Here is a 26,337-nt window from a genome sequence, read left to right as displayed (position 1 = left end):
CCATGGCTGCTATAGAGGCAGTCATGACCACCATCAGGCTCGTCCAGGGCGACATCACGCGAGAGTCCGTCGACGCGATCGTCAACGCCGCGAACTCCTCCCTCCTCGGCGGGGGAGGAGTCGACGGCGCCATCCACCGCCGCGGCGGCCCGGCGATCCTCGACGAGTGCCGCAAGCTGCGCGCCTCCCGGTACGGCAAGGGTCTGCCGACCGGGCAGGCGGTCGCCACGACGGCGGGGGAGCTGGACGCACGCTGGGTGATCCATACGGTGGGCCCGGTCTGGGCGGCCACCGAGGACCGCTCCGAGCTGCTGGCCTCCTGCTACCGGGAGTCGCTGCGGGTGGCCGACGAGCTGGGTGCCCGGACGGTCGCCTTCCCCGCCGTCTCCACCGGCATTTACGGCTGGCCGATGGACGACGGCGCCCGGATCGCGGTCGCGACCGTACGGGCGGCAGACACGTCGGTCGAGGAGGTCAGATTCGTCCTCTTCGACGAGGCGGCGTACGAGGAGTTCGCCCGGCAGGTCGGCTGAGCGCGGTCCGCCGTCACAGGTCCAGCAGATCCCGCGTCCGTACCGGCAGGCCCGTCTCGAAGGAGCGGTTCGCGGCGAGGCCGGTGACCAGGGAGCGGGCGCCGTCGGCCGCGTCCGCCGCGCGGTGCAGGGGGTCCGGTGCCCGGGTGCCGAAGAGGTCCTCCAGCATGCGTACGTCACCGCCGCCGTGCCCGCCCTCGCCGGTCGCCACCTTGATCTCGCGCGGCTTCTCCCAGAAGCGGCGCAGCAGCAGCTCGGTGCGTCCGGCGGTCTCCTCCGCCTCGGCGCCGTGCAGGACGGGGCCGGAGGTGTCCGTGCGCGGCCGGGGCCGGGTCCAGGTCGACTCCTCCACCAGCAGCTCCAGGCGCCCTTCGCTGCCGTTGAAGGCGATCCGGTAGCCCTCCCAGGGGGAGTACGCGGTCAGGTGGTAGGTGAGGGTGGCGCCGGTGGCGTAGCGGACCAGGACCGCCATGTCGTCCTCGATGCTCACGCCGGGCGCGAACACGTTCCGGTCGCGGTGGTAGCCGTCCTCCGCCTCCGCGTCCAGGTACAGGGCACTGAGCAGGGGCGAGTCGGCCAGCTGTACGGCGAAGGGGTCGGTCGCGGCGGCGGGGGAGCCGTGGGCGCGGTCGTAGTCACGGGCGAGGCCGCGGCGCCGGCCGGCCTCGTCGCCGTAGAAGAACAGGCCGCCCTGCGCGTACACGGTCTCGGGACGGCTGCCCAACCACCAGTTGACCAGGTCGAAGTGGTGTGTGGACTTGTGCACCATCAGGCCGCCGGAGTTGGCCTTGTCGCGGTGCCAGCGGCGGAAGTAGTCGGCGCCGTGCCGCAGATCGAGCAGCCACTCGAAGTGCACCGAGCCGACCTCGCCGATCTCCCCGGACGCGACGATCTCCCGTACCGCCGAATGCACCGGGTTGTAACGGTAGTTGAAGGCGACCCGCACCTCGCGGCCGGTGCGCTGCTGTGCGTCGAGGATACGGCGGGCCTTGTCGGCTGCCGTGGTCATGGGCTTCTCGGTGACGACATCGCAGCCCGCCTCCAGAGCCCGCACGATGTAGTCGTCGTGGGTGTGGTCCACCGTGCACACCACGACCAGGTCGATCCGCTCGCGCCGCAGCATCTCGTCGAAGTCCCCGGCACCGTACGACGGCACGGGCGCCCGGCCCGGGTGGGCATCCGCGAGCCAGGCGTTGTGGACGGCCATGCGGTGGGAGTTGACATCGCAGAATCCGGCCGGCTCGAACCGGTCCGCGTAGGGACCGGCCAGGGCCTCGGTGAACAGCCGGGCACGGGCACCCAGACCGACCACGGCGGCGCGACGGTGTGCGGTGTCGGGGGTCATGCAGGGCTCCCATTGGTTCGGAATCTCGGACGGCATGCGTAACTGCGACCAGAAGTTAGGGGTGGGCGCTCACCCCGTCAATGGCTACGCCGCGCGCGGTGCCGACCCGGACGGGCTGCGCGCCCGCGCCGCCCGCTGGCTGCCTGTCGCCACCGCGGGACACCGCGGGTGAACGGCTCGTGGCGCTGATCCGTACCACTCTGCGCGCCGTCACACCGAGGAAGCACCGGGGAAGAATCGTGCAGTCACACCGAGGAAGCATCGGCCGTATCGCGACGGTCGGCAGTCTGGCCCTCCTGCTCCTGACCACCGCGTGCGGCGGAGGTGAGGACGACAAAGCCGCCGCGAAGAGCACTCCGGCGAACGTCTCCGCCACCGTCGCCGGCGTCGTGGCCCCGGCGAAGGTCGAGGTGATCGCCGACCTGACGGGCTGCACGGTCAAGATCCGGACCGAGGCCGACGAACTGCGCGAGGGCGTCTGTCACACGAAGAAGGGCGACTACCTCATCACCACGTTCCCGCAGGAGAAGTTCAAGCTCACCTGGCTGGACGCGGCTGCCGTCTACGGCGGCAAGTACCTCGTGGGCACCCGCTGGGTGGTCAGCGCGAAGCCGGAGGTGCTGGACCGGCTCCGGCCCCAACTGGGCGGAAGAATCCAGCAGTTGCGAGGTGTGGGCCCGAAGCCCGCGCCGAGCGCGTCGTAGCGCCGCCGTCGGCTCAGGCCGCCCCGGGTCGTCCGGCGCGGCTCACTCCGCCGCGTCGCTGATGCCCAGGCGCAGATGCTCCACGTGGTAGACGGCCTGGTCGAGCAGCTCGGCGACATGGTGGTCGTGCAGCGCGTAGACGACCGAACGACCGCGCCGCTCACCCACCACCAGCCCCAGGTTGCGCAGCAGCCGCAGCTGGTGCGAGCAGGCGGACTGCTCCATGCCCACCTCGGCCGCCAGTTCCGTGGCGGGCAGCGGCCCCTCGCGCAGTCGCGCCAGGATCAGCAGGCGGGAGGGGGTGGAGAGGGCCTGGAGGGTGGTGGCCACCTTGGCGACGTTGGCCGCGTCCAGGCGTACGCGCTCGGCGGCGTCCTGCGCGGCGGTGACGGCTCCATGACCCATGCCGGGTATCTTACTCATCGTACATGAACACATGAATGCTTCTTCATGCGTCTCGGATCGGGCCCGGGCGGGGCTCGGGTGATCCGGCGGCTCCCAGCACAGCCGAGGTTGATGTCGGATTCTCGCCAGCCCGCCTGGCCTCGCGTGGACGATGCTGGACCCATGCAGAAGGGGATGCACACCGACACCGAGCGCTGCGTGCGCGCCGTCCAGTCCAAGGACGCCCGCTTCGACGGCTGGTTCTTCACCGCGGTCGTCACGACCGGGATCTACTGCCGGCCCAGTTGCCCGGTGGTCCCGCCCAAGCCGGAGAACATGCGGTTCCACCCGAGCGCCGCCGCCTGCCAGCAGGCCGGATTCCGGGCGTGCAAGCGCTGCCGGCCGGACACCAGCCCCGGCTCACCTGAGTGGAACCAGCGCGCCGATCTCGTCGCCCGCGCGATGAGGCTCATCGCCGACGGAGTCGTGGACCGCGAGGGCGTCCCCGGCCTCGCCGCCCGGCTCGGCTACAGCACCCGGCAGATCGAACGCCAGCTCCTCGCCGAACTGGGCGCAGGCCCCCTCGCCCTGGCCCGCGCCCAGCGCGCCCAGGCGGCCCGCCTCCTCATCGAGACGACGCCCCTGCCCATGGCGGACATCGCCTTCGCGGCCGGGTTCGCGTCCATCCGCACCTTCAACGACACCGTGCGCGAGGTCTACGCCCTCGCCCCGACCGAGCTCCGCACCCGCGCGGTACCGCGCAGCAGCCCGGTGACTTCGGGACCTTCGGGGATCCCCGGCGTCTCGGCGAACACCGCCGGCGCCCTGACGCTGCGCCTGCCGTTCCGCGCCCCCCTCAACCCCGACAACCTCTTCGGCCACCTCGCGGCGACCGCGGTCCCCGGCGTCGAGGAGTGGCGGAACGGCGCGTACCGGCGCACGCTCAGGCTGCCGTACGGCCACGGCATCGTGTCCTTGACCCCCCAGCCCGACCACATCGCCTGCCGCCTCACCCTCAGCGACCTGCGCGATCTGACCGTCGCGATCAGCCGGTGCCGGCGGATGCTGGACCTGGACGCCGATCCGGTGGCGATCGACGACCAGTTGCGCATGGATCCGCTGCTGGCGCCCCTGGTCGACAAGGCGCCCGGCCGGAGGGTGCCGCGCACGGTCGACGAGGCGGAGTTCGCCGTACGGGCCGTGCTCGGCCAACAGGTCTCCACGGCGGCCGCCCGCACCCACGCGGCCCGTCTGGTCACCGCCCACGGCGAGCAGGTCGACGACCCCGAGGGCGGCCTCACCCACCTCTTCCCGGCCCCCGAGGCGCTGGCCTCGCTGGACCCGGAGACACTGGCGATGCCCCGCTCCCGCCGTACGACCTTCACCACCCTGGTCCGCCAACTCGCCGACGGCGACGTCCGCCTGGGCCCGGACAGCGACTGGCCGCAGACCCGGGCCAGGCTCCTGGACCTGCCCGGTTTCGGCCCCTGGACGGTCGACGTCATCGCGATGCGCGCCCTCGGCGACCCCGACGCCTTCCTCCCCACCGACCTCGGAATCCGCCGCGCAGCCCAGGAGTTGGGCCTGCCGTCCACTCCCGCGGCCCTCACGGCCCGGGCGGCCGCGTGGCGCCCGTGGCGGGCGTACGCCGTTCAGTACCTCTGGGCCACGGACAGCCACCCGATCAACTTCCTCCCCGTCTGAGCACGTCAAGGACCTCCTGATGAAGCAGCACACCCTCATCGACAGCCCGTACGGCCCCCTCACGCTCGTCGCCGAGGACGGCGTCCTGTGCGGCCTCTACATGACCGACCAACGGCACCGACCACCCGAGAAGACCTTCGGCACCCGCGACGAGTCACTCTTCCGGGAGGCCGAGGACCAGCTGGAGGCCTATTTCGCGGGTGAGTTGAAGGAGTTCACCCTCGAACTCCGTCTGGACGGAACGCCGTTCCAGCGCAGCGTCTGGGAGCAATTGCGGAAGATCCCGTACGGCGAGACCCGCTCCTACGGCGAACTCGCCGACGCCCTCGGCAACTCCGGCGCCTCCCGTGCGGTCGGCCTCGCCAACGGCAAGAATCCGATCGGCATCATCGTCCCCTGCCACCGCGTCGTCGGCGCGAAGGGCAGCCTCACGGGCTACGGCGGCGGCCTGGACCGCAAGCAGCGCCTGCTGGACTTCGAGAACGCAGGCGCGCTGTTCTGAGCCCCGGCTAGCCGACCCGCTCCGCAGCCCCGCGCTCCACGCAGAACTCGTTGCCCTCCGGGTCGGCCAGGACCGCCCAGCCCCGGCCGTCCGGGGTGCGGCGGTCGCCGATCAGGGTGGCGCCGAGGGCGAGGAGCCGCTCGACCTCCTCGTCACGGGTGCGGTCCTGCGGCTGAAGGTCCACATGGATCCGGTTCTTGAGGGTCTTGCGCTCCGGGACGGTGACGAACAGCAGGCCCGCGCCCTCGATCAGCACTTCCTCGTCCCCGGGCTCGTCGTCCTTGTGCACCGGCAGGCCGAGCACCTGGGACCAGAAGCCGGCCAGGGCGTAGGCGTCGGCGGAGTCGATCGTCACATGGCGTATCCGAGAAGTCATGATCGCATTCTGAGCTACTCGCCCAGGCCGCGCAGCAGCTTTGGCAGCGCGGTGCCGATCGGCTCGCGGATCACCTCGTCGGCGCGGTCGTCGTACGGCGTCGGCTCGGCGTTGACGATGACGAGCCGGGCGCCGTGGTCGGCGGCGACGCCCGCGAGGCCGGCGGCGGGCTGCACCTGGAGGGTGGTGCCCACGGCGATGAACACCTGGCACGCCTTGGTGATCGCGACCGCCTCACCGAGCACCACCGGATCGAGCCGCTCGCCGAACATGACGGTCGCCGACTTGAGGACACCGCCGCACTCCAGGCACGGCGGGTCGTCCTCCCCCGCCTCGACCCGCGCGATCGCGTCCTGCATCGGCCCGCGGGCGTGGCACTTCGTGCAGACCACACTCCGCGCGCTGCCGTGCAGTTCGAGCACCTTGCGGGTGGGCATCCCGGCGAGCTGGTGCAGCCCGTCCACGTTCTGCGTGATCACCCGCACCGGCACCCCGGTCCGCTCCAGCTCGGCCACCGCCCGGTGCGCCGCGTTGGGCTCGGCCTTGAGCGTGCGGTTCTTGCGCCGCATCTGCCACGAGCGCCGCCGGATCTCCGGGTCGCCCATGTAGTACTCGTATGTCACGAGCTTCTCGGCCTCGGGGTCCCGCCGCCACAGCCCGTTCGGCCCGCGGTAGTCGGGGATGCCGGAGTCGGTCGAGATACCGGCGCCGCTGAGGAGGGCGACGAGGGGCTTGGTCATGCTGCCGAGGGTAGGACGGGCGTCGTACGGGCCGCGAATGGATATTCGAGGCGGTCCGAGCCCGCCGCCGTCGGCCGATCCGGTGGGCCCGCCGCAGGTCAGCCCACCCGGTGACCGTTCTCCAGCTCCACCGTTCCCCCGCCGACCGCGAGCACGTCCAGTGCGGCCAGGACGCGGCGGCCCAGAGAGCCCGGCAGATGAGCCGTGATCTCCTCGCGCGGAACGAGCCGCCAGGACAGCAGCTCCTCCTCCTGCAACCGGATCGCCTTGAGGTCGTCCTCGCCGAGGACCCCACCGTCGTACAGGTACGCCACCAGCGGCGGCCGCCCCGTGCCGTGCGACCAGTCCACCGCGAGCAGCCGGCCCAGGTCACGGTCCAGGCCGATCTCCTCGGCCGTCTCCCGGCGCGCCCCCTGGCGGGGCGTCTCGCCGTCGTCGGACTCGATCGTGCCGCCCGGAAGCGCCCAGCCCTCGCGGTAGTTCGGCTCCACGAGCAGCACCCGGCCCTCGGCGTCCCGGAACAGGGCGGCGGCACCGGCGAGGATGCGGGGGAGAGTTGCGATGTACGCGGCGAAGTCAGGCGTGGTGGTCATGGGGGAAGCGTAACCAGCCCGGGCAACCGGCCCCGTCCGTCGCCCGGACCGGCTAGACCGCCGCCTCGGCCTGCGCCTCCGCCAGCCGCACCGTCCGTTCCGCCAGCTCGCTGATCCGCATCCCGTCGAACCCGAACACCGCACTGCGGACGGTGTCCTCCAGCGGCCCGGTCCACTGGTCCGGGATCGCCTCCGCCCCGGTCAGCACCCCCGCGACCGAGCCGGCAGTGGCCCCGTTGGAGTCGGTGTCCAGGCCGCCGCGCACGGTGAGGGTGATGCTGCGGGTGAAGTCGCCGTCGCCGTACAGCAGCCCCGCGGTGAGCACGGCCGCGTTCGGAATGGTGTGGATCCAGCCGAGCCCGGCGGTCTCCTCGGCGACGGTGGCGAGCGTGTCCTCCCAGGTCATCCGGGTGTCGTGGAGCGAGACGACGCGGCGCACGGTGCGGGCGAGCCGGCTGCTCGCCGGGATGACGGCGAGCGCCCTGTCGACCGCCTGGCGGACCGTGGACGCCGTGAACGCCGCCGAGACCAGCGCCGCCGCCCACATCGCGCCGTACACCCCGTTGCCGGTGTGGGACAGCACCGCGTCCCGGCGGGCGAGGGCGGCGGCGCGACGCGGGTCGCCGGGGCACGTCCAGCCGTAGATGTCGGCGCGGATGAGGGCGCCGATCCACTCCTGGTAAGGGTTGTCGTAGGTGGCGGTGAGCGGCGGTTTCAGACCGTTCGCGAGGTTGCGGTACGCGGCCCGCTCCGCCGTGAAGGTCTGCAGATACGGCAGCCGCAGCAGCCACAGGTCGCCGACCTGCTCGGTGCTGAAGCCGAAGCCGTGGGTCTCCAGCAGGTCGAGGCCGAGGATGGCGTAGTCGACGTCGTCGTCGCGGCAGCTGCCGTGGATACGGCCGCGCACGCACTGGCGCCACTCGGGGCGCAGCTCGAAGCCGTCGTCCTCGCTGACCGGCTCGGGGAGATAGTCGGTGAGGGGCAGGGCTGCGGCCTGCCGCAGATAGCGGTCGATACGGTCCCGCGTCCACAGGTCGCCCTGCTCGACCGGCTTGCCGAGCATGTTGCCCGCGATCCGGCCGAGCCAGCCTCCGAGTACGCGGTCGGCGAGCTCCGGCTCAGTGCCCACAGGGGTCATAGGACCGGTTTACCCAATTCCGGGGGCGTCCGCTCCGGGTTCGGCCGGTCCGCACAGCGGGCCCGCAGGGCGTTCTCAGGCTCCGGGCAGGGCATGACGTCACGGGCCTCCTCCGGTTAAGGTCGCAGCGGCGCGACTGGCCTTGACATGCGCGAGGCCCGGAGAGCAAGGGGAAAACTGGTGACACAGCGCGTGCTCATCGCCGCGGACAAGTTCAAGGGGTCGCTGACGGCCGTGCAGGTCGCCGAGCGGGTGACGGCCGGCCTGCGCCGGGTCGTGCCGGACGTCCGGGTCGAGGCCATGCCCGTGGCCGACGGCGGCGACGGAACCGTGGACGCGGCGGTCGCGGCCGGTTTCGAGCGCCGGGAGGTACGGGTCGCCGGGCCCCTCGGGCACGAGGTGACGGCGGCGTTCGCGCTCCGCGGCGACACGGCGGTCGTGGAGATGGCCGAGGCGAGCGGCCTGCAGCGGCTGCCCGCCGGCGTCTTCGCGCCGCTCACGGCGTCCACCTACGGCTCGGGCGAGCTGCTGCGGGCCGCGCTGGACGCGGGCGCCCGCACGATCGTGTTCGGCGTCGGCGGCAGCGCCACCACCGACGGCGGCGCCGGAATGCTGGGCGCGCTGGGCGCGCGGTTCCTGGACGCGGACGGGGAGCCGGTGACGCCGGGCGGCGGAGGCCTGGGCGACCTGGCCACCGCGGACCTCTCCGGCCTGGACCCGAGGCTCGCCTCGGTCGAACTGGTGCTCGCCAGCGACGTCGACAATCCACTGACCGGCCCGAAGGGCGCACCGGCGGTGTACGGCCCGCAGAAGGGCGCCTCGCCGGACGACGTGGCGACGCTGGACGCGGCGCTCGCGCACTTCGCGAAGGTGCTGGAGGAGTCGGTCGGCGCCAAGGCCGCCGAGCACGCCGCCGCACCGGGTGCCGGCGCGGCCGGTGGCATCGGCTACGGCGCCCTCCTCATCGGCGCCCGCTTCCGCGCCGGCATCGAGGTCATGCTCGACGTCCTGGGCTTCGCGCCCGCGCTGGAGCGGGCCGATCTCGTCATCACCGGCGAGGGCTCCCTGGACGAGCAGACCCTGCACGGCAAGGCCCCGGCGGGCGTCGCCGCCGCAGCCCGCGCGGCCGGCAAGGAGGTCGTCGCGGTCTGCGGCCGCCTGGCACTGGCACCGGAGGCGCTGGGGCGTGCCGGGATCCGGCGGGCGTACCCGCTGACGGACGTCGAGCCGGACGTGGCGAAGTGCATCGCGGACGCGGGGCCGATTCTGGAGCGGGTGGCGGAGCGGATCGCCGGGGACTTCCTGAGCTGAGCCGACGCACGATACGACGAAGGGCCCCCAGCCGACCGGCTGGGGGCCCTTCCTGGTGTCGTACGGTCGCGTACGGCTTCGGCACGGCTGCTTACGGGATCTGTGCCGCCCGCGCCTCACGTCGGTTGTCGCGGAAGTTGTTCACCCGGCGGGCCGTGGCGAACAACGGGATGACCGCGCCCATGACGAGCTGCAGCGCGCAGCCCGTCTGGAGCAGGAGCTGGCCGCTGGGGGCTTCGAAGGCCCAGGCGGCGAGCAGACCCATGCTGACCACGATCCAGCCGAGCATCGCCACCGCGAGGCGGCCGCGCGGCTTCGGGTACTCGACGCGGCTCACCATCAGCCAGGCCGTGCCCAGGATCGCCAGCAGGGTCGCGACGAAGGGCAGCTCCAGCAGGACGATCGAGACCACCGTCAGCGCGCCGAACGGCGACGGCATGCCCTGGAACATGCCGTTCGGTGGCGTCACGCAGGAGAAGCGCGCGAGTCTCAGCACCACCGCGAGCAGTACGACGATCGCGCCGACCGCCGCCACCCGCTGGTGCGCGTCGTCGGCGACCATGCCGTAGACCAGGACGAAGTACGCCGGGGCCAGACCAAAGCTGATCAGGTCGGAGAGGTTGTCCAGCTCCGCGCCCATCGGGGAGGAGCGGAGCTTCCTCGCGACCAGGCCGTCGAACAGGTCGAAGACCGCCGCGCAGAGCATCAGGATGACCGCCGTGGCCGCGCTGTGGCGGGCCATGCCGGTCTCCTGGCTGCCGGTGAGGTGCGGGATCAGGATGCCGGTGGTGGTGAAGTACACCGCCATGAAGCCGCACGTGGCGTTGCCGAGGGTGAGGGTGTCCGCTATCGACAGGCGGAGAGAAAGAGGCATCTCCTCCTCTTCGTCGACCTCGTCGGCCTCGGGCACCCAGCCCGGCTGTGTCTCAGGATCAATCACGGTCAATGCGAGTCACCCCAGCCACGGTCTTCTGCCCGACCTCGACCGCGACCTCCACGCCCTCGGGCAGGTAGATGTCGACACGGGAGCCGAAGCGGATCAGACCGATACGGTCGCCCTGCTCGACCTTCGTGCCCTGCGGGATGTAAGGAACGATGCGACGGGCCACCGCGCCGGCGATCTGGATCATCTCGATGTCGCCGAGTTCGGTGTCGAAATGCCAGACTACGCGCTCGTTGTTCTCGCTCTCCTTGTTGAACGCCGGAACGAACCCGCCAGGGATGTGCTCCACGGACGTGACCGTTCCGGAGAGCGGCGCACGGTTGACGTGGACGTTGAGCGGGCTCATGAAGATCGCGACGCGAGTGCGGCCGTCCTTCCACGGCATGATGCTCTGCACCACACCGTCGGCGGGCGAGATGACCCGGCCCTGGGCGATCTCGCGCTCGGGGTCGCGGAAGAACCACAGCATGCCCGCCGCGAGCGCGGTGGCGGGCACGGCCACGGCCTTGGCGACGCCGGAGCGGCGTGCGCGGGCCAGGCTGAGGGCTGCGGTGGCGACGGTCGGGAGAAGCCACGGCGATGCTCCGCGCGCGAGGCGTACGCCGGCCCGGCTGTCGCGAGGTGCAGAGGTTTGGCTGTGGGGCATGGATGACCTTCGTAGCGGATGATGCCGCGCTTCGACGGGGGACGGCGGCTTTCCGGGGATCGTACCGGGCGCGGGCCACAACTGGGCAAGCCAGGAAGCCGAGTCGGCGGCTGAAGAGTGTTGACGGGGTGTGATCTTCTTCTCGGAGAAAACACCCCGAACCCGCACATCTATCCCTGGAACCGATACTCTTCGAGCAACCTGCGACCGATGATCATTTTCTGGATCTCGGCGGTACCTTCACCGATAAGCAGCATCGGAGCCTCTCGGTAGAGGCGCTCGATCTCGTACTCCTTGGAGAAGCCGTAGCCGCCGTGGATCCGGAAGGCATCTTCGACGACCTCCTTGCAGTACTCGGAGGCGAGGTACTTCGCCATCCCAGCCTCAAGGTCGTTTCGCTCCCCGGAGTCCTTTTTGCGTGCCGCGTTCACCATCATGGCATGCGCCGCCTCGACCTTGGTAGCCATCTCGGCCAGCTTGAACTGGATGGCCTGGTGCTGGGCGATCGGCTTGCCGAAGGTGTGACGCTGCTGGGCGTACCGGACGCCGAGTTCGAAGGCACGCTGAGCGACGCCGCAGCCACGCGCCGCCACATTGACGCGGCCGACCTCGACGCCGTCCATCATTTGGTAAAAACCTCGGCCGGTGACGCCGCCGAGCACCCGATTGGCCGGAATGCGCAGGCCGTCCATGATGAGCTCGGTCGTGTCGACGCCCTTGTAGCCCATCTTGTCGATCTTGCCGGGGATGGTGAGGCCGGGGCGGACCTCTCCGAAGCCGGGCTCCTTCTCGACGAGGAAGGTCGTCATCGACTTGTGGGGCGCGGTGCCCTCGGGGTGTCCTTCGTCACTTCGGACGAGAACGGCGACCAGAGAGGACGTGCCGCCGTTCGTCAGCCACATCTTCTGGCCGTTGAGGACGTACTCCTCGCCGTCCTTCACCGCCTTCGACGTGATGGCCGACACGTCGGACCCCAGGCCCGGCTCCGACATCGAGAAGGCGCCGCGGATGTCGCCGGCCGCCATGCGCGGCAGGAAGTGGTCCTTCTGCTCCTGCGTGCCGTGCTGCTTGAGCATGTACGCCACGATGAAGTGCGTGTTGATGATGCCGGACACCGACATCCAGCCGCGGGCGATCTCCTCGACGCACAGCGCGTACGTCAGGAGCGACTCGCCCAGACCGCCGTACTCCTCGGGAATCATCAGGCCGAACAGGCCCAACTCCTTCAGACCGTCGACGATCTGCTGCGGGTACTCGTCGCGGTGTTCCAGCTCGGTGGCGACCGGGATGATCTCCTTGTCCACGAAGTCGCGGACGGTGGAGAGGATCTCCTGCTGGATGTCGGTCAGACCGGCGGTCTGGGCGAGTCGCGCCATGGCTACTTCTCCTGCTCCGTGAGCTCGGGGCGGCCCGGCTGCTCGCCGCCGCGCTCCTTGATGTACGTCTCGGTCGGCACCATCACCTTGCGGCGGAACACGCACACGAGCGTGCCGTCCTGCTTGTAGCCCTTGGTCTCGACGTAGACGATGCCGCGGTCGTTCTTCGACTTCGACGGCCACTTGTCGAGCACGGTCGTCTGGCCGTAGATCGTGTCGCCGTGGAAGGTCGGCGCCACGTGCTTGAGCGACTCGATCTCCAGGTTGGCGATGGCCTTGCCGGAGATGTCCGGGACCGACATGCCGAGCAGGAGGGAGTAGATGTAGTTGCCCACGACGACGTTCTTGCCGAAGTCCGTCGTCTTCTCCGCATAGTTGGTGTCCATGTGGAGCGGGTGGTGGTTCATCGTGAGGAGACAGAACAGGTGGTCGTCGTACTCCGTGACCGTCTTTCCCGGCCAGTGCTTGTACGTCGCCCCGACCTCGAACTCCTCGTAGGTGCGTCCGAACTGCATCGCGCTCAGGCCTCCGGGATCTCGAACTTGCTCGTGCGCTGCATGCCGGCCGCGCGGCCCTTGCCGGAGATGACCAGCGCCATCTTGCGGCTGGCCTCGTCGATCATCTCGTCGCCGAGCATCGCCGAGCCCTTCTTGCCGCCCGCCTCGGACGTGTAGTAGTCGTACGCGTCCAGGATCAGCTCGGCGTGGTCGTAGTCCTCCTGCGAGGGCGAGAAGATCTCGTTGGACGCCTCGACCTGGCCCGGGTGCAGCACCCACTTGCCGTCGAAGCCGAGGGCCGCGGCGCGCTGGGCGACCTCGCGGTAGCCGTCGATGTTGCGGATCTGGAGGTAGGGGCCGTCGATCGCCTGGAGGTCGTTGGCGCGGGCGGCCATCAGGATCTTCATCAGGATGTAGTGGTAGGCGTCCGCCGGGTAGCCGGGCGGCTGCTCGCCCACGACCAGCGACTTCATGTTGATGGACGCCATGAAGTCGGCCGGGCCGAAGATGATCGTCTCGACGCGCTGGGACGCCGTCGCGATCTCGTTGACGTTGTTCAGGCCCTGCGCGTTCTCGATCTGCGCCTCGATGCCGATCTTGCCGACCTCGAAGCCCATCGTCTTCTCGATCTGGGTCAGCAGGAGGTCGAGGGCGACGACCTGCTGGGCGGTCTGCACCTTCGGCAGCATGATGCAGTCGAGGTTCTGGCCGGCACCCTCGACGACGGTCACGACGTCACGGTACGTCCACTCGGTCGTCCAGTCGTTGACGCGCACGACCCGCGTCTTGCCCGTCCAGTCGCCCTCGTTGAGGAACTTGACGATGGTGTGCCGCGCCTCGGGCTTGGCGAGCGGGGCGCACGCGTCCTCCAGGTCGAGGAAGACCTGGTCCGCCGGCAGGCCCTGCGCCTTCTCGAGGAAGCGGGGGTTGCTTCCCGGGACCGCGAGACACGAGCGGCGGGGACGCAGACGGTTGACGGTCATGCGGGGACCTCCAGGGGGTCGAGCTTGTTCGCTTTCCGGATCTCGTCGACGATGCGGCCGATGATTCCGGTGATGTCGAAGTCCTTCGGGGTGAAGACGGCGGCCACACCCGCGGCCCTGAGCTGCTCGGCGTCGCCATTGGGGATGATCCCACCGGCGATGACGGGTATCTCTGTGGCACCGGCCACACGAAGGCGCTCCAGCACGTCCGGCACGAGCTGGGCGTGCGAGCCGGACAGGATGGAAAGGCCGACCGCGTGCACGTCCTCCGCGAGGGCCGCGTCCACGATCTGTTCGGGCGTCAGGCGGATGCCCTGGTAGACCACCTCGAAGCCGGCGTCACGCGCCCGCACGGCGATCTGCTCGGCGCCGTTGGAGTGTCCGTCCAGGCCCGGCTTGCCGACCAGGAACCGCAGCTTGCCGACGCCCATGTCCTTCGCCGTCAGGTCGACCCTGCGGCGGACGTCGGCCATGGCCGAGCCCTCCTCCGCGGGGACGGCAACCGGCGCTGACGACACGCCCGTCGGCGCCCGGAACTCCCCGAACACCTCGCGCAGCGCCCCGGCCCACTCGCCGGTCGTGACACCGGCGCGGGCGCACTCCAGGGTGGCCTCCATGAGGTTGGCGGTGCCCTTGGCGGCCTCCTTCAGCCGGTCCAGCGCCTTGCACGGGCGCGGGTGGTTGAAGGGCGGCTGGTAGCGGGTGTCGCGCCAGTGCTCCAGGGAGCCGATGACACGGGCCTCGACGGCCGGATCGACCGTCTGGATCGCCGTGTCGAGGTCGGCGGTGAGGGGATTCGGCTCGGTCGTCTCGAAGATGTTGACGCCGATGATCTTCTCTTGACCGGACTCGATACGACCGCGGCGCTCCGCGTGCGAGGAGACGAGCTGCGACTTGAGGTAGCCCGACTCGACGGCGGCCATCGCACCGCCCATCTCCTGGATCCGGTCGATCTCGGCGAGAGACTCCTCGACGAGCTTCGCGACCTTCGCCTCGATGACGTGCGAGCCCTCGAAGATATCCTCGTACTCCAGCAGATCGCTCTCGTGCGCCAGCACCTGCTGGATGCGCAGCGACCACTGCTGGTCCCAGGGCCGGGGCAGACCCAGTGCCTCGTTCCAGGCGGGCAGCTGCACGGCACGCGCGCGTGCGTCCTTCGAGAGGGTCACGGCCAGCATCTCGAGGACGATCCGCTGGACGTTGTTCTCCGGCTGCGCCTCGGTCAGACCGAGGGAGTTGACCTGGACGCCGTACCGGAAGCGGCGCTGCTTGGGGTTCTCGATGCCGTAGCGCTCGCGCGTGACCTGGTCCCAGATCCGCCCGAACGCCCGCATCTTGCACATCTCCTCGATGAAGCGGACGCCCGCGTTCACAAAGAAGGAGATACGGGCCACGACGTCCCCGAACTTCTCGGCGGGGACCTGCCCTGAGTCGCGTACGGCATCGAGAACCGCGATCGCGGTGGACATCGCGTACGCGATCTCCTGGACCGGCGTGGCGCCCGCTTCCTGCAGGTGGTAGCTGCAGATGTTGATCGGGTTCCACTTCGGGATGTGGGAGACCGTGTACGTGATCATGTCCGTCGTCAGCCGGAGTGAGGGCCCCGGCGGGAAGACATGGGTCCCCCGCGACAGGTACTCCTTGACGATGTCGTTCTGGGTCGTGCCCTGGAGCTTGGTGATGTCCGCGCCCTGCTCCTCGGCGACGACCTGGTAGAGCGCCAGCAGCCACATGGCGGTGGCGTTGATCGTCATCGAGGTGTTCATCTGCTCCAGGGGGATGTCCTGGAACAGCCGGCGCATGTCACCGAGATGGGCCACCGGTACGCCGACCCGGCCGACCTCGCCGCGGGCGAGGATGTGGTCGGAGTCGTAGCCGGTCTGTGTCGGCAGGTCGAACGCGACCGACAGACCGGTCTGGCCCTTGGCGAGGTTGCGCCGGTACAACTCGTTGGACGCCTCGGCCGTGGAGTGACCGGCGTACGTGCGCATGAGCCACGGCCGGTCCTTCTCCCGCTTGCCTTCGGCGGGCTGACGCTCAGTCATCTATGACCTCGGGTGTCTCAGATGTTGCGGAAGCGGTTGATGGCGTCGATGTGCTTGGCGCGCATCTCCTCGTCGCGCACGCCGAGGCCCTCCTCGGGGGCGAGGCACAGAACGCCGACCTTGCCCTGGTGGAGGTTGCGGTGCACGTCGTAGGCCGCCTGGCCGGTCTCCTCCAGGGAGTAGACCTTCGACAGCGTCGGGTGGATCTTGCCCTTCGCGATGAGCCGGTTGGCCTCCCAGGCCTCGCGGTAGTTGGCGAAGTGCGAGCCGATGATCCGCTTCAGCGACATCCACAGGTAGCGGTTGTCGTACTCGTGCATGTAGCCCGAGGTGGAGGCGCAGGTGGTGATGGTGCCGCCCTTGCGCGTGACGAAGACCGAGGCGCCGAAGGTCTCGCGGCCGGGGTGCTCGAAGACGATGTCGATGTCCTCGCCGCCGGTGAATTCGCGGATGCGCTTGCCGAAGCGCTTCCACTCCTTCGGGTCCTGAGTCTGCTCGTCCTTCCAGAACTTGTAGCCCTCGGCGCTGCGGTCGATGATCGCCTCGGCGCCCATCGAGCGGCAGATGTCCGCCTTCTGCTCACTGGAGACGACACAGATCGGGTTGGCGCCACCGGCCAGCGCGAACTGCGTGGCGTACGACCCGAGTCCGCCGCTCGCGCCCCAGATCAGGACGTTGTCGCCCTGCTTCATGCCGGCGCCGTTGCGGGACACCAGCTGGCGGTACGCGGTGGAGTTGACCAGGCCCGGAGCGGCGGCCTCCTCCCAGCTCAGGTGGCCCGGCTTGGGCATGAGCTGGTTGGACTTGACGAGCGCGATCTCGGCGAGGCCGCCGAAGTTCGTCTCGAAGCCCCAGATGCGCTGCTCGGGGTCGAGCATCGTGTCGTTGTGGCCGTCGCTGGACTCCAGCTCGACGGACAGACAGTGCGCGACGACCTCGTCACCGGGCTTCCAGGAGTTGACGCCCGGGCCGGTGCGCAGGACGACACCCGCGAGGTCGGAACCGATGATGTGGTACGGCAGGTCGTGGCGCTTGGTCAGCTCGGAGAGCCGGCCGTAGCGCTCCAGGAACCCGAAGGTCGACAGCGGCTCGAAGATCGACGTCCACACCGAGTTGTAGTTGACCGAGGAGGCCATGACGGCCACCAGGGCCTCACCCGGGCCGAGCTCGGGCAGCGCCACGTCGTCGAGGTGGATCGACTTGCGCGGGTCCTTGTCGCGGGTCTCCAGGCCCGCGAACATCTCCGTCTCGTCCTTGTGCACGGTGATCGCGCGGTACGACTCGGGGAGCGGCATGGCGGCGAAGTCGGCGGGCGTGGAGTCCGGCGACTGGATCGCGTCGAGGATGTCCTTCACGGTCACGGTGTTGCCTCCGGCGATACGCACCCTGAGGGAGGGGTGCTGAGGGTTACGTCGGTGCTGCTGAGGGTTTTGGTGGTTGCCGTCGGTTCGGCTGTTGTGCTGTTCGGCAGCGCTTTGTGGCGCGGGAGGTTGCCTGTGACGCAGGCGTCCGGGCGCGCAGGCCCCGGGAGGGGTTTGCGGGGACAGCCGACGTACGAAAGGTCTCTGCACGCCGGCCGCCCGGACACTTTCAACGTATGGCACGGCGTGTCATCCGGCAAGGCACTGGGTGCCAGAACTTGCTCTCAGATGAAATCTTTACGTAACAAATGAGCGATGATCGATCAAAGCTACCGACGAGTAGGCGGTAATCGGGCGCTATCGGTCACCAATCGTCGTCAGTCGGTCGCCTGGAGGGCATCGGCCAGACATGCCAGGTACATGGCCATCGCGGGGTGCGCGCCTCCCGTACGCGCGCCCGCTCAGCACCTCGATCTTCGTCAGCCGGTGGAGCAGGGTGTTGCAGGGGACGGCGAGGCGCTCCGCGGTCCGCACGAGCGCAGCACGCCCCGGCACCCGTCGTACGAGGGCGCCGCGCACGGGCTGGCGGGTTTCCGCCGGCTGGGCGCACCGGTCGCGCCCGAGGGGGTGCTCCGGAGTGCGGCGCCGGCCGAGACGGAGCCCGCTCTCGGGCCCGTCGCCCGGGCGCCGGGTTCCTGGTGGAGCGTCAATGGACCGTGGATCCCGGGCAGTTCGTCGACACGCTCGCCGAGCGACTGCGGCGCGACGGGGCCGAGCTGGTCGAGGGTGCTCGGGGGACGGCGGTCGGGGAGGACGCGGATCGCGTCGAGGTCCGTACCGGCGCGGGGACCTACACGGCGGACGCTGTCGTGATCGCCGCGGACGTCTGGTCCCGGGACGTGTGCGCCTCGCTCGGCGTACGGATCGAGATGGCCGCCGGGACCATGGAGTTCGACCGGGACCCGGACCGCTTCCGACAGGGCCCGATGACCCCGGACGGCCTGCCCCCGATCGGCCCGGTACCGGGCCGCCCCCGGATCCTGCTCGCCACCGGCCACACCATGCTGGGCCTGATGCCGGCCCCGGCGACGGGACGGCTGGTGGCGGGGCCGCTCACGAGGGAGGCGGACCCGGGACTGGCGTCGAGGTTCGCCCCGTCCCGATCGGTCCGGCTGCGCCGGGGACAGGGCCTGTCCGGCTGATCATGCCGCCGCGAGGCTGGGACGCCCGCCCCGAGCGGTCATCGCTCAGGGCAGCCCCACGTCGACATGGAGGACGGACGGGTCGGGCCATTGGTTCCCGCGGAGGGCCTCGCCGCCAGAAGGCCCCCACAGCGCAGGAGGCCTCCCGCCTCCCGGTGGCGCTCTACGCCCGCTCCTTCAGCGCCTGCTCGATGGTCCGCATCACCTCGTCGAGCGGCGCGTCGGTCCGCGCCACGGTCACGAGTACCTCGCCCTGGCCGGCCACGGAGGCCGGCACCGTACGCGGCGCGGTCTCCCGTCCCGCGCCGATCCCCGTCCCGAACGTCCGCCGCACGATCGCGAAGGCGTGGTCGAGCTGCGCCTCCACATCGCCCTGTCCGCCGGCCCGCAGCCAGCGCCGCAGGACGTGGTTGTGCGCGGTGACCACGGCCGACGCGGCGACCTCCGCCAGCAGCGGGTCGTCATTGGCGTCGTCGTCGTGGGCGTGCTCGTCGAAGTGGCCGAGGAGATAGCGGGTGAACAGGCGCTCGTAGCGGGCCACCGACGCGATCTCCGCCTCCCGCAGGGTGGGCACCTCGCGCGTGAGCTTGTAGCGGGCCACCGAGATCTCCGGCCGGGCCGCGTACATCTTCATGACTTCCTTGATGCCCCGGCACACGGTGTCGAGCGGGTGCTCGTGCGCGGGCGCCGCGTTGAGCACCGCCTCCGCGCGGATCAGCGTGTCGTCGTGGTCGGGGAAGATCGCCTCTTCCTTGGAGCGGAAGTGGCGGAAGAACGTGCGGCGGGCGACCCCGGCCTGCGCCGCGATCTCGTCGACGGTGGTTGCCTCGTACCCCTTGGTCGCGAACAGCTCCATGGCCGCGGCCGCCAGTTCGCGGCGCATCTTGAGCCGCTGGGCGGCCGCGCGACTGCCTGCGGCACTTTCCGGTGCGTCGGGCGCGGCTGGTGTACGTGAGGACTTGGCGGGCTGGGGCATGACCCGAACGTACTGCATGTGCGCAGCTTGATGCGCATGTACGGGGTTTCCCCCGCCCTCGGCGGGCGGGGGAACGCCGGGTTCGGCGGGCGGGGCCGAGCCGCACCGGGTGGTCGGGGGAGAGCTGCCGGGATCCAGCAGCCCGCCCCACTCCTGACCCGCTCCGAACCAGTCCCCGGGCCGCTCAGCGCCGGGCATATTCGCGGAAGCCACGGCCCGTCTTGCGGCCGAGGCAGCCCGCGGCCACCAGGTGCTCCAGCAGCGGCGCCGGAGCCAGGCCCGGGTCGCGGAACTCGCGGTGCAGGACCTTCTCGATCGCAAGGGACACATCGAGCCCGACGACGTCCAGCAGCTCGAACGGGCCCATCGGGTAGCCGCCGCCCAGCTTCATCGCCGCGTCGATGTCGTCCAGCGTCGCGTAGTGCTCCTGCACCATCTTGATCGCGTTGTTCAGGTACGGGAACAGCAGCGCGTTGACGATGAATCCGGCCCGGTCGCCGCAGTCCACGGCGTGCTTCCTGATCCTGCCGCAGACCTCGCGGACCGTCGCGTGGACGTCGTCGGCCGTCAGCACCGTGCGGACGACCTCGACCAGCTTCATCGCCGGCGCCGGGTTGAAGAAGTGCATGCCGATCACGTCCTGCGGACGCGAAGTGGCGCGGGCACAGGCGACGACGGGCAGCGAGGAGGTGGTGGTGGCCAGCACCGCGCCCGGCTTGCAGACCTTGTCCAGCGTCGCGAACAGCTGCCGCTTGATCTCCAGGTCCTCGGCGACGGCCTCGACGGCCAGATCGACGTCGGCGAACGCGTCGTACGAACCCGCCGCGGTGATCCGATCCAGGGTCTGCGCGGCGACCTCGGCGGTCATCCGGCCCTTGTCGACAGAGCGAGAAAGGGACTTGCCGATACGGGCCTTCGCGGTCTGCGCCTTCTCCTCGCTGCGGGCGGCGAGCACGACCTCGTACCCGGCCTTCGCGAAGACCTCCGCGATCCCGGACGCCATCGTGCCGGAGCCCGCGACACCGACCGAGCGGACCTCACGGCCCGGCGTGAGTGCGGCGCCGTCCAGCGGCGTCAGCGCGTCCCGCACGACGGCGGCGCTGCCCGGCGCCTCGTACGTGTAGAAGCCGCGGCCCGACTTACGGCCCGTCAGGCCCGCCTCGCTGAGCTGCTTGAGGATCGGCGCGGGGGCGTGCAGGCGGTCGCGGGACTCGGCGTACATGGCCTCCAGGACCTTGCGCGCGGTGTCGATGCCGATCAGGTCGAGCAGCGCCAGCGGGCCCATCGGCAGCCCGCAGCCCAGCCGCATCGCGGCGTCGATGTCCTCGCGGGAGGCGTACTTCGCCTCGTACATCGCGGCCGCCTGGTTGAGGTAGCCGAACAGGAGCCCGTCGGCGACGAATCCGGGCCGGTCGCCCACCGCGACGGGCTCCTTGCCGAGGTCCAGGGCGAGGTTGGTGACCGCGGAGACGGCGGTCGGCGCGGTCAGTACGGAGGAGACGACCTCGACCAGCCGCATCGCCGGCGCCGGGTTGAAGAAGTGCAGACCGAGCACCCGCTCCGGGCGGGAGGAGTCGGCGGCCAGCCGCGTGACCGAGAGGGCGTTGGTGCCGGTCGCCAGGATCGTCTCCGGGCGCACGATGCCGTCCAGCTCGCGGAAGATCTGCTGCTTGATCTCGTACGACTCCGGCGCCACCTCGATGACCAGGTCGGCGTCGGCCGCGGCCCGCAGGTCGGTGGAGGTGCGGACGCGGGCGAGGAGGTCCGCGCGCTCGTCCTCGGTCAGCTTGCCGCGCTCCGCGGCGCGGGCGGTCGAGGACTCCAGGGCGGCGACGGCCTTGGCGGTCACGGCCTCGCTGATGTCGATGCCGATGACGTCGCGGCCGGCCTTGGCGAGGACCTCGGCGATGCCGGTGCCCATGGTGCCGAGGCCGACGACGGCAACGGTCTTCAGCGGGGACAGAGGGGTGTCGGACAGGGGAGTGGCCATCGCGGGACTCCAGGAATGAGGGTGACGACTGGGAGCGCGCCCGGGTGCGCCGAGGCCGGCCCCACTGGGGCCGAACTGTGAGCGCACCGGGTGCGAAGAGGAGTGAGTGCGGGTGTTGCCGGGCTACTGGCGCACACGCCCGGTGCCGTCGCCGAGGGGCGTGCACACGCCCCGGGGAACGGAGGATCCGACCGGCCCTGTCCCGGAGCCGAGTCGTACTGAGGTACTCGAAGTACCGAACCGACCAGCACTCGCGGCGGCTGCGTCACCAGGCCGCTGCAAGCAAATCTGCGAGTGGGTGACTCGCTCGTATGAGCTTAACCGGTGGGTAACGAGCACGCCAGCCCCCGTCTTTGTGATGTAGGTCCCGAGAAGCGGGCCGCTTGCATACGCTCGCCTTCATGGACGAAGAGTTGCGATCGCTCACGGAGCGCTTACGGCAGGAGTCCGGGGCGTCCGCCGCGTACGACCGCCTCGTGACGACCGAGGACCTGGGCGAACTGGCCGACGTGCTCACCGCGCCGGGGCAGCCGCTGTGGGCCAGGGAGTTGGCCGCGTTCCGGCTGGGCATCGCCGGGGACCGGCGGGCCTTCGAGTCCCTCGTCCTGCTCCTCAACCATCGCGACCCGCAACGCTGCGCCTCCGCCGCCCACGCCCTCGCCCGCCTCGGCGACCCGCGCACCGCCCGCGCGGCCGCCGCCCTCGCCACCAACGAACTCCGCGTCGCCTACGCCCTGCACCCGGTCCGGCTCCTGGTCGAACTGCGTGCCCCCGAGGCCGTGCCCGCGCTGATCACCACCCTGGAGCGACGCCTGCGCCCGCACGACCCCTATCGCCGCGTGGCCCTCGCCTGCGTGGACGGCCTCGGCACCCTCGGCGACACCCGGGCCAGACGCATTCTGAACGAGGCCCTGGCCCACCCGACCCTCGCGGAGGCGGCGGTACGGGCGCTGGCGCGCATCCCGCACCAGCGGTGAGGCCCCGGCCGACAGGCGGCAACGCGCAAGAACGGGGGGCAACGCGCACGAGCGACGCCCCTGTCAGCCGACCCTCAGCGCACGCGCGTACCGTACCTCGGGCACCTCGACGCCATCCACCTCGAAGGGCTCCTCGGCCCCGTCCGGCCGGAAGCCCGCGCGTTCGTAGAAGCGCCGGGCGCGGTCGTTGTCTTTGAGGACCCACAGGAACATGCGGGCGTGTCCGGCGGCGGTGCACCGGCGTACCGCCTGCTGGAGAAGGGCCTGCCCGATGCCGGCCCTGTATCGCACCGGGTCCACGTAGATGGCGTACAACTCGGCTTCCCCGGTCCGCACCTCGCCGTCGCGGTACGGGCCGTGGCAGGCCCAGCCGACGATCCGGCCGTCCTGCTCGGCGACCAGGTCGACCACACTGCCGTCGGCCTGCGAGAAGTAGCCGCGGCGGCGTTCGGCGTCCCGGGCCACGTCCAGGGCGTCCAGGTGCGACTGCGGGATCAGGCCCTTGTAGGCGGTCCGCCAGCCGCCGATGCGGATCTCGGCGACGCGGTCGCAGTCGGCCAGGGCCATGGGGCGGATCCGAATCCCGTCGTCATCCATCGTCGCCATCCATGACAGCACCGTAGCCACCCGCCACCCCGGCCTGCTCCCGATTAACCGGGCAGCACCGCGAACGCCTCGACCTCCATAAGGAACTCCGGGCGCACCAGGCCGGCGACCTGGACCGCCGACGCGGCCGGGAGCCGGTCGTCGGGTATGTGCTCGGCGCGGGCCGTGCGGAGGGCGGGCATGTGGGCCATGTCCGTGACGAAGTAGGTGAGCTTGATGACGTCGTCGAAGGTCGCGCCGGCCGCGGTCAGGCACCGCCTCAGGTTCTCGAAGACCTGGCGGGCCTGGGCCGCGGGGTCGCCCTCGCCGACCAGCTTGCCGTCCTCGTCCAGGGCGAGCTGGCCGGAGACGGCGACGAAGCGGCCGGTGCCGAGCACGACATGCGTGTACTGGGCGGCGGGGGCGACCCCGTCGGGGGCGGGAATCCTGGCCAGCTCACTCATGCGTCCATGGTGGACCATGGGTCTGACAACGCCCCCGACGGACCGTCAGGCGACCGGCGACCGGCGACCGGCGACCGGCGATCAAGCGCTCAGTGGCGGAAGCCGACCAGCCGGTGCAGTTCCGCGCCGCGCGCCGCCGCCGACACGACCTTGGAGCTCAGCGGCTTCGGGTCGGGCCGCGCCTCGCACACCGCGTCGACCTCACCTGCGCCGCGCGGCACCGTGCCGTCGGCGAGGTAGGCCGCGAGGTGCTTGTCCAGGCAGGAGTTCCCGCCCAGCGTGACGCCGTGGTTCCCACCGCCCCGCTCGACCACCAGGCTGGAGCGGGCCAGCTGCCGGTGCACCGTCACGGCGCCCTGGTACGGGGTGGCCGCGTCGTCGGTCGACTGGAACAGCAGCACCGGTGGCACCTTGCCGTTGGTGATGCTCACCGACGGGAGCGGGTCCTGCGGCCAGAACGCGCACGGCGCGTTGTACCAGGCGTTGTTCCAGGTCATGAACGGTGCCTTCGCGTGCACGGACCAGTTGTCCGTCCGCCACTGCTGCCAGTCGCGGGACCAGGCGGCGTCCCGGCACTGCACGGAGGCGTAGATGCTGTAGCTGTTCTCGTCGGACGCGTTGGCGGCGCCGAATCTCTCGTACGCCTCGACCAACGGGTCGGCGTTCCCGTCGTTCACGTACGAGGCGAACGCCTCGGCGAGGTAGGGCCAGTAGCCGTTGTAGTAACCGCCGGGCAGGAAGGTGTCCTCCAGCTCGGCGGCGCCCACCTTCTCGCCGGCCGGCGTCCTGGCCAGGGCCGCCCGCATCCGGTACCACGCGGCCTCGACCCTCGACGGATCGGTGCCGAGCCCGTACGTCCGGTCGTACTTGGCGACCCACGCCAGGAACGCGCGGTGCCGGTCGTTGAAGGCGACGTCCTGCGCGAGGTTGGCCTCGTACCAGACGCCGGTGGGGTCGACGACCGAGTCGAGGGCCGCACGCCGCACCCGGTGCGGGAAGAGCTTGGCGTAGACCGCGCCGAGGTAGGTGCCGTACGAGTAACCGAAGTAGTTGATCTGCTGTGCCCCGAGTGCCGCGCGGATGCGGTCCATGTCGCGCACGGCGCTGACGGTGTTGAGGTGCGGCAGCACGTCCGCGTACTTCTTGCCGCAGGCCCTCGCGAAGGATTTGGCGCGCAGCAGGTTGGCCCGCTCGATCCACGGTGTGCTCGGCAGGGAGTCCGGGCGCACCGGGGCGAAGTGGCCGGGCTTGCAGTTGACGGCAGGCTTGCTCCTGCCGACGCCGCGCGGGTCGAAGCCGATGACGTCGTACTGGGCCGCCACCGCCTTGGGCAGTGCGGAGGCGACGAATCCGGCGAGCATGAGACCGCTGCCGCCGGGGCCGCCCGGGTTGACCAGCAGCGGGCCCTGGTACTTCTTCGCGGTGTGCGGGACGCGGGACAGCGCGAGGGTGATCTGCCGTCCGCGCGGTTCGGTGTGGTCGAGCGGCACGTCGAGGGACGCACACTGCAGCGTCGGGTATTTCGTCGTGCCGCACTTCTTCCAGGTCAGAGGTGCGGTCTTGAAGGTGTCCGCGGTGTCGGTGGCGCTCGCTCCGGCGGGGACGGCCGTCACGGTTGCGGCCATGACGACGGCGGCGCCGCACAGCACGGCTGCGCGTCTTCCCATGGGGTCCTCCCAGGACGGAGGGTGCGGGACCGCGAAGGCCACGATCCCGGCCGCATTCATCCCGGAACGGGCGCCTGGAAGAACTGCTTCGGGCAAGACTTGACCCTATTGGGCCGAGAGATGCGCTCCAATGCCCGCCAACGCTCTCAGATCAGCGAGAGCTGGGTCGGTTCGGACGGCGCGTGCTCCGCGGGGGCCGGCTCCGGCTCCCGGATCCGCCGGGGCATCCCCGCGCGCGTGGGGCCTATGCCGTACTCCTCCGCCAGGTCGTGCACCTGACGGGTGACCCGGCGCTGGTACCACTTCGGCGCGTAGGCGCCGTCCGCGTACAGCCGCTCGTACCGGCGCACCAGATGGGGGTGCTCCCGGCCGAGCCAGGCCATGAACCACTCGCGTGCCCCGGGCCGCAGATGGAGCACCAGGGGCGTGACCGAGGTGGCGCCGGAGGCGGCGATCGCGCGGACGGTGGCCCGCAGTTGGGCCGGGCTGTCGCTCAGGAACGGGATCACCGGCGCCATCAGCACACCGCATCCGAGCCCGTGCTCGGTCAGCGTCCGTACGACGTCCAGACGGCGCTCGGGGGCGGGTGTGCCCGGCTCCACGGTGCGCCACAGCTCGGGGTCGATGAAGCCGACAGAGACGGAGACGCCGACGTCCGTCACCTGCGCGGACTGCTTCAGCAGCTCCAGGTCGCGCAGGATCAGCGTGCCCTTGGTCAGGATCGAGTACGGGTTGGCGTGGTCGCGCAGGGCGGCGAGGATCCCCGGCATCAGGCGGTAGCGGCCCTCCGCCCGCTGGTAGCAGTCGACGTTCGTGCCCATCGCTATGTGATCGCCCTGCCAGCGGCGCGAGCCGAGCTGGCGGCGCAGCAGCTCCGGCGCGTTCACCTTGACCACGATCTGGGAGTCGAAGCCGAGGCCCGTGTCCAGGTCCAGATAGCTGTGGGTCTTGCGGGCGAAGCAGTACACGCACGCGTGCGAGCAGCCCCGATAGGGGTTGACCGTCCACTCGAAGGGCATGCGCGAGGCGCCCGGCACCCGGTTGAGGATCGAGCGGGCCCGGATCTCGTGGAACGTGATCCCGGCGAACTCGGGCGTGTCGAAGGTGCGGGTGACCACCGCGTCCGCGCCGAACAGCGCGGAGTCGGCACGGCTGTGGTCGGACTCCAGGGTGAGGTTCTCCCAGCGCATGAGGCCTCCTCGGTAGCACTGCCCTCAGAATAGAACACATGTTCCCTTGATCGTGCGACCTATCTCCGGGCTTCGTTTTCGATCACTGTGCGATCGCTTCGGAGA

The 26,337-nt window shown here is 70.6% G+C and carries 26 protein-coding genes; 7 read left to right on the top strand and 19 right to left on the bottom strand.

What is annotated here, in order from left to right; genetic code table 11:
• Window positions 1-23 precede the first annotated feature (23 nt).
• Window positions 24-533, top strand: a complete 510-nt coding sequence (locus tag OHT51_RS08245; protein ID WP_328878245.1) for an O-acetyl-ADP-ribose deacetylase — start codon at window positions 24-26, stop codon at window positions 531-533.
• 13 nt (window positions 534-546) lie between these two features.
• Here the strand turns inward: OHT51_RS08245 and OHT51_RS08240 are convergent, their stop codons facing one another.
• Entirely contained in the window at window positions 547-1,878 is a 1,332-nt protein-coding gene (locus OHT51_RS08240; RefSeq protein ID WP_328878244.1) for a Gfo/Idh/MocA family protein, read from the bottom strand.
• 239 nt (window positions 1,879-2,117) lie between these two features.
• Here OHT51_RS08240 and OHT51_RS08235 point away from each other — a divergent pair, with 239 nt between their 5' ends.
• Entirely contained in the window at window positions 2,118-2,582 is a 465-nt protein-coding gene (locus OHT51_RS08235) for a hypothetical protein (protein WP_328878243.1), read from the top strand.
• A gap of 42 nt (window positions 2,583-2,624) precedes the next feature.
• On the opposite strand, the gene OHT51_RS08230 is transcribed toward OHT51_RS08235, so the two are convergent.
• Window positions 2,625-2,987, bottom strand: a complete 363-nt coding sequence (locus OHT51_RS08230; RefSeq protein WP_328878242.1) for an ArsR/SmtB family transcription factor — start codon at window positions 2,985-2,987, stop codon at window positions 2,625-2,627.
• A gap of 162 nt (window positions 2,988-3,149) precedes the next feature.
• Between OHT51_RS08230 and OHT51_RS08225 the strand changes: the two genes are divergently transcribed.
• Together OHT51_RS08225 and OHT51_RS08220 are read left to right on the top strand one after the other, a co-directional pair.
• Window positions 3,150-4,670 (top strand): AlkA N-terminal domain-containing protein, encoded by a 1,521-nt coding sequence (locus OHT51_RS08225; protein ID WP_328878241.1) that lies wholly within the window; start codon window positions 3,150-3,152, stop codon window positions 4,668-4,670.
• 19 nt (window positions 4,671-4,689) lie between these two features.
• The gene (locus OHT51_RS08220) at window positions 4,690-5,172 is read left to right on the top strand and encodes a methylated-DNA--[protein]-cysteine S-methyltransferase (RefSeq protein ID WP_328878240.1); all 483 of its coding nucleotides are present in this window, start codon (window positions 4,690-4,692) and stop codon (window positions 5,170-5,172) included.
• A gap of 7 nt (window positions 5,173-5,179) precedes the next feature.
• On the opposite strand, the gene OHT51_RS08215 is transcribed toward OHT51_RS08220, so the two are convergent.
• The 4 genes from OHT51_RS08215 to OHT51_RS08200 all read right to left on the bottom strand — a co-directional run bounded on the left by OHT51_RS08215 (window position 5,180) and on the right by OHT51_RS08200 (window position 8,019).
• Window positions 5,180-5,548, bottom strand: coding sequence for a VOC family protein (locus OHT51_RS08215; protein ID WP_328878239.1), 369 nt, complete (start codon window positions 5,546-5,548; stop codon window positions 5,180-5,182).
• A gap of 14 nt (window positions 5,549-5,562) precedes the next feature.
• On the bottom strand, window positions 5,563-6,288 hold the full coding sequence (locus OHT51_RS08210) for an SIR2 family NAD-dependent protein deacylase (protein ID WP_328878238.1): 726 nt from the start codon (window positions 6,286-6,288) through the stop codon (window positions 5,563-5,565).
• A gap of 98 nt (window positions 6,289-6,386) precedes the next feature.
• Window positions 6,387-6,881 carry an NUDIX hydrolase gene (locus tag OHT51_RS08205; RefSeq protein ID WP_328878237.1) on the bottom strand — a complete coding sequence of 165 codons (495 nt, stop codon included), beginning with the start codon at window positions 6,879-6,881 and terminating at the stop codon, window positions 6,387-6,389.
• Between the two features lie 52 nt (window positions 6,882-6,933).
• Window positions 6,934-8,019, bottom strand: a complete 1,086-nt coding sequence (locus tag OHT51_RS08200) for an ADP-ribosylglycohydrolase family protein (protein WP_328878236.1) — start codon at window positions 8,017-8,019, stop codon at window positions 6,934-6,936.
• 192 nt (window positions 8,020-8,211) lie between these two features.
• On the opposite strand from OHT51_RS08200, the gene OHT51_RS08195 reads away from it, so the two are divergent.
• Window positions 8,212-9,330 carry a glycerate kinase gene (locus tag OHT51_RS08195; RefSeq protein ID WP_328884271.1) on the top strand — a complete coding sequence of 373 codons (1,119 nt, stop codon included), beginning with the start codon at window positions 8,212-8,214 and terminating at the stop codon, window positions 9,328-9,330.
• 91 nt (window positions 9,331-9,421) lie between these two features.
• Here OHT51_RS08195 and pssA read toward each other — a convergent pair whose 3' ends face one another.
• The 7 genes from pssA to ccrA form a co-directional block, all read right to left on the bottom strand.
• On the bottom strand, window positions 9,422-10,240 hold the full coding sequence (gene pssA, locus OHT51_RS08190; protein ID WP_328884270.1) for a CDP-diacylglycerol--serine O-phosphatidyltransferase: 819 nt from the start codon (window positions 10,238-10,240) through the stop codon (window positions 9,422-9,424).
• Between the two features lie 22 nt (window positions 10,241-10,262).
• Window positions 10,263-10,919, bottom strand: a complete 657-nt coding sequence (locus OHT51_RS08185; RefSeq protein WP_048579466.1) for a phosphatidylserine decarboxylase — start codon at window positions 10,917-10,919, stop codon at window positions 10,263-10,265.
• Window positions 10,920-11,089: 170 nt separating this feature from the next.
• On the bottom strand, window positions 11,090-12,295 hold the full coding sequence (locus OHT51_RS08180) for an acyl-CoA dehydrogenase family protein (protein ID WP_147995852.1): 1,206 nt from the start codon (window positions 12,293-12,295) through the stop codon (window positions 11,090-11,092).
• Between the two features lie 2 nt (window positions 12,296-12,297).
• Entirely contained in the window at window positions 12,298-12,810 is a 513-nt protein-coding gene (locus OHT51_RS08175; protein WP_328878235.1) for a MaoC family dehydratase, read from the bottom strand.
• Window positions 12,811-12,815: 5 nt separating this feature from the next.
• On the bottom strand, window positions 12,816-13,775 hold the full coding sequence (locus OHT51_RS08170) for an HpcH/HpaI aldolase/citrate lyase family protein (protein WP_328878234.1): 960 nt from the start codon (window positions 13,773-13,775) through the stop codon (window positions 12,816-12,818).
• On the bottom strand, window positions 13,772-15,820 hold the full coding sequence (locus OHT51_RS08165) for a protein meaA (RefSeq protein WP_328878233.1): 2,049 nt from the start codon (window positions 15,818-15,820) through the stop codon (window positions 13,772-13,774). Before OHT51_RS08165 ends, OHT51_RS08170 begins: the two co-directional genes overlap by 4 nt.
• Before the next feature lie 17 nt (window positions 15,821-15,837).
• Entirely contained in the window at window positions 15,838-17,175 is a 1,338-nt protein-coding gene (gene ccrA, locus OHT51_RS08160; protein WP_328884269.1) for a crotonyl-CoA carboxylase/reductase, read from the bottom strand.
• Window positions 17,176-17,615: 440 nt separating this feature from the next.
• Between ccrA and OHT51_RS08155 the strand changes: the two genes are divergently transcribed.
• Complete coding sequence (locus OHT51_RS08155) at window positions 17,616-18,383, top strand: NAD(P)/FAD-dependent oxidoreductase (RefSeq protein WP_328878232.1); 768 nt, start codon at window positions 17,616-17,618, stop codon at window positions 18,381-18,383.
• A gap of 163 nt (window positions 18,384-18,546) precedes the next feature.
• Here OHT51_RS08155 and OHT51_RS08150 read toward each other — a convergent pair whose 3' ends face one another.
• Both OHT51_RS08150 and OHT51_RS08145 read right to left on the bottom strand, forming a co-directional pair.
• Window positions 18,547-19,359: a TetR family transcriptional regulator gene (locus tag OHT51_RS08150; RefSeq protein WP_328878231.1), complete on the bottom strand. Its 813-nt coding sequence runs from the start codon at window positions 19,357-19,359 to the stop codon at window positions 18,547-18,549.
• A gap of 184 nt (window positions 19,360-19,543) precedes the next feature.
• Window positions 19,544-21,349 carry a 3-hydroxyacyl-CoA dehydrogenase family protein gene (locus OHT51_RS08145; protein WP_328878230.1) on the bottom strand — a complete coding sequence of 602 codons (1,806 nt, stop codon included), beginning with the start codon at window positions 21,347-21,349 and terminating at the stop codon, window positions 19,544-19,546.
• A 401-nt stretch (window positions 21,350-21,750) separates the two neighbouring features.
• Here OHT51_RS08145 and OHT51_RS08140 point away from each other — a divergent pair, with 401 nt between their 5' ends.
• Window positions 21,751-22,326, top strand: a complete 576-nt coding sequence (locus OHT51_RS08140) for an adenylosuccinate lyase (protein WP_328878229.1) — start codon at window positions 21,751-21,753, stop codon at window positions 22,324-22,326.
• A 63-nt stretch (window positions 22,327-22,389) separates the two neighbouring features.
• Here OHT51_RS08140 and OHT51_RS08135 read toward each other — a convergent pair whose 3' ends face one another.
• The 4 genes from OHT51_RS08135 to OHT51_RS08120 form a co-directional block, all read right to left on the bottom strand.
• On the bottom strand, window positions 22,390-22,923 hold the full coding sequence (locus tag OHT51_RS08135) for a GNAT family N-acetyltransferase (protein WP_328884268.1): 534 nt from the start codon (window positions 22,921-22,923) through the stop codon (window positions 22,390-22,392).
• Window positions 22,924-22,976: 53 nt separating this feature from the next.
• On the bottom strand, window positions 22,977-23,375 hold the full coding sequence (locus OHT51_RS08130; protein ID WP_328878228.1) for a RidA family protein: 399 nt from the start codon (window positions 23,373-23,375) through the stop codon (window positions 22,977-22,979).
• A gap of 89 nt (window positions 23,376-23,464) precedes the next feature.
• Window positions 23,465-25,042 carry an alpha/beta hydrolase gene (locus tag OHT51_RS08125; protein ID WP_328878227.1) on the bottom strand — a complete coding sequence of 526 codons (1,578 nt, stop codon included), beginning with the start codon at window positions 25,040-25,042 and terminating at the stop codon, window positions 23,465-23,467.
• 146 nt (window positions 25,043-25,188) lie between these two features.
• Entirely contained in the window at window positions 25,189-26,232 is a 1,044-nt protein-coding gene (locus tag OHT51_RS08120; RefSeq protein ID WP_328878226.1) for an Rv2578c family radical SAM protein, read from the bottom strand.
• Window positions 26,233-26,337: the final 105 nt, after the last annotated feature.

This window comes from Streptomyces sp. NBC_00299, from assembly GCF_036173045.1.
Lineage (GTDB): Bacteria > Actinomycetota > Actinomycetes > Streptomycetales > Streptomycetaceae > Streptomyces > Streptomyces machairae.
Note: the sequence above shows the minus strand (reverse complement) of the source record. Positions and strands in the feature narration are given on the sequence as shown.

What these genes read in the sequence shown, in the direction of transcription:
- OHT51_RS08245 (WP_328878245.1), top strand. Translation starts at nt 24, where the DNA reads ATGACCACCATCAGGCTCGTCCAGGGCGACATCACGCGAGAGTCCGTC.
- OHT51_RS08240 (WP_328878244.1), bottom strand. Translation starts at nt 1,878, where the DNA reads ATGACCCCCGACACCGCACACCGTCGCGCCGCCGTGGTCGGTCTGGGT.
- OHT51_RS08230 (WP_328878242.1), bottom strand. Translation starts at nt 2,987, where the DNA reads ATGGGTCATGGAGCCGTCACCGCCGCGCAGGACGCCGCCGAGCGCGTA.
- OHT51_RS08225 (WP_328878241.1), top strand. Translation starts at nt 3,150, where the DNA reads ATGCAGAAGGGGATGCACACCGACACCGAGCGCTGCGTGCGCGCCGTC.
- OHT51_RS08220 (WP_328878240.1), top strand. Translation starts at nt 4,690, where the DNA reads ATGAAGCAGCACACCCTCATCGACAGCCCGTACGGCCCCCTCACGCTC.
- OHT51_RS08215 (WP_328878239.1), bottom strand. Translation starts at nt 5,548, where the DNA reads ATGACTTCTCGGATACGCCATGTGACGATCGACTCCGCCGACGCCTAC.
- OHT51_RS08210 (WP_328878238.1), bottom strand. Translation starts at nt 6,288, where the DNA reads ATGACCAAGCCCCTCGTCGCCCTCCTCAGCGGCGCCGGTATCTCGACC.
- OHT51_RS08205 (WP_328878237.1), bottom strand. Translation starts at nt 6,881, where the DNA reads ATGACCACCACGCCTGACTTCGCCGCGTACATCGCAACTCTCCCCCGC.
- OHT51_RS08200 (WP_328878236.1), bottom strand. Translation starts at nt 8,019, where the DNA reads ATGACCCCTGTGGGCACTGAGCCGGAGCTCGCCGACCGCGTACTCGGA.
- OHT51_RS08185 (WP_048579466.1), bottom strand. Translation starts at nt 10,919, where the DNA reads ATGCCCCACAGCCAAACCTCTGCACCTCGCGACAGCCGGGCCGGCGTA.
- OHT51_RS08180 (WP_147995852.1), bottom strand. Translation starts at nt 12,295, where the DNA reads ATGGCGCGACTCGCCCAGACCGCCGGTCTGACCGACATCCAGCAGGAG.
- OHT51_RS08175 (WP_328878235.1), bottom strand. Translation starts at nt 12,810, where the DNA reads ATGCAGTTCGGACGCACCTACGAGGAGTTCGAGGTCGGGGCGACGTAC.
- OHT51_RS08170 (WP_328878234.1), bottom strand. Translation starts at nt 13,775, where the DNA reads ATGACCGTCAACCGTCTGCGTCCCCGCCGCTCGTGTCTCGCGGTCCCG.
- OHT51_RS08165 (WP_328878233.1), bottom strand. Translation starts at nt 15,820, where the DNA reads ATGACTGAGCGTCAGCCCGCCGAAGGCAAGCGGGAGAAGGACCGGCCG.
- OHT51_RS08150 (WP_328878231.1), bottom strand. Translation starts at nt 19,359, where the DNA reads ATGCCCCAGCCCGCCAAGTCCTCACGTACACCAGCCGCGCCCGACGCA.
- OHT51_RS08145 (WP_328878230.1), bottom strand. Translation starts at nt 21,349, where the DNA reads ATGGCCACTCCCCTGTCCGACACCCCTCTGTCCCCGCTGAAGACCGTT.
- OHT51_RS08140 (WP_328878229.1), top strand. Translation starts at nt 21,751, where the DNA reads ATGGACGAAGAGTTGCGATCGCTCACGGAGCGCTTACGGCAGGAGTCC.
- OHT51_RS08135 (WP_328884268.1), bottom strand. Translation starts at nt 22,923, where the DNA reads ATGGATGACGACGGGATTCGGATCCGCCCCATGGCCCTGGCCGACTGC.
- OHT51_RS08130 (WP_328878228.1), bottom strand. Translation starts at nt 23,375, where the DNA reads ATGAGTGAGCTGGCCAGGATTCCCGCCCCCGACGGGGTCGCCCCCGCC.
- OHT51_RS08125 (WP_328878227.1), bottom strand. Translation starts at nt 25,042, where the DNA reads ATGGGAAGACGCGCAGCCGTGCTGTGCGGCGCCGCCGTCGTCATGGCC.
- OHT51_RS08120 (WP_328878226.1), bottom strand. Translation starts at nt 26,232, where the DNA reads ATGCGCTGGGAGAACCTCACCCTGGAGTCCGACCACAGCCGTGCCGAC.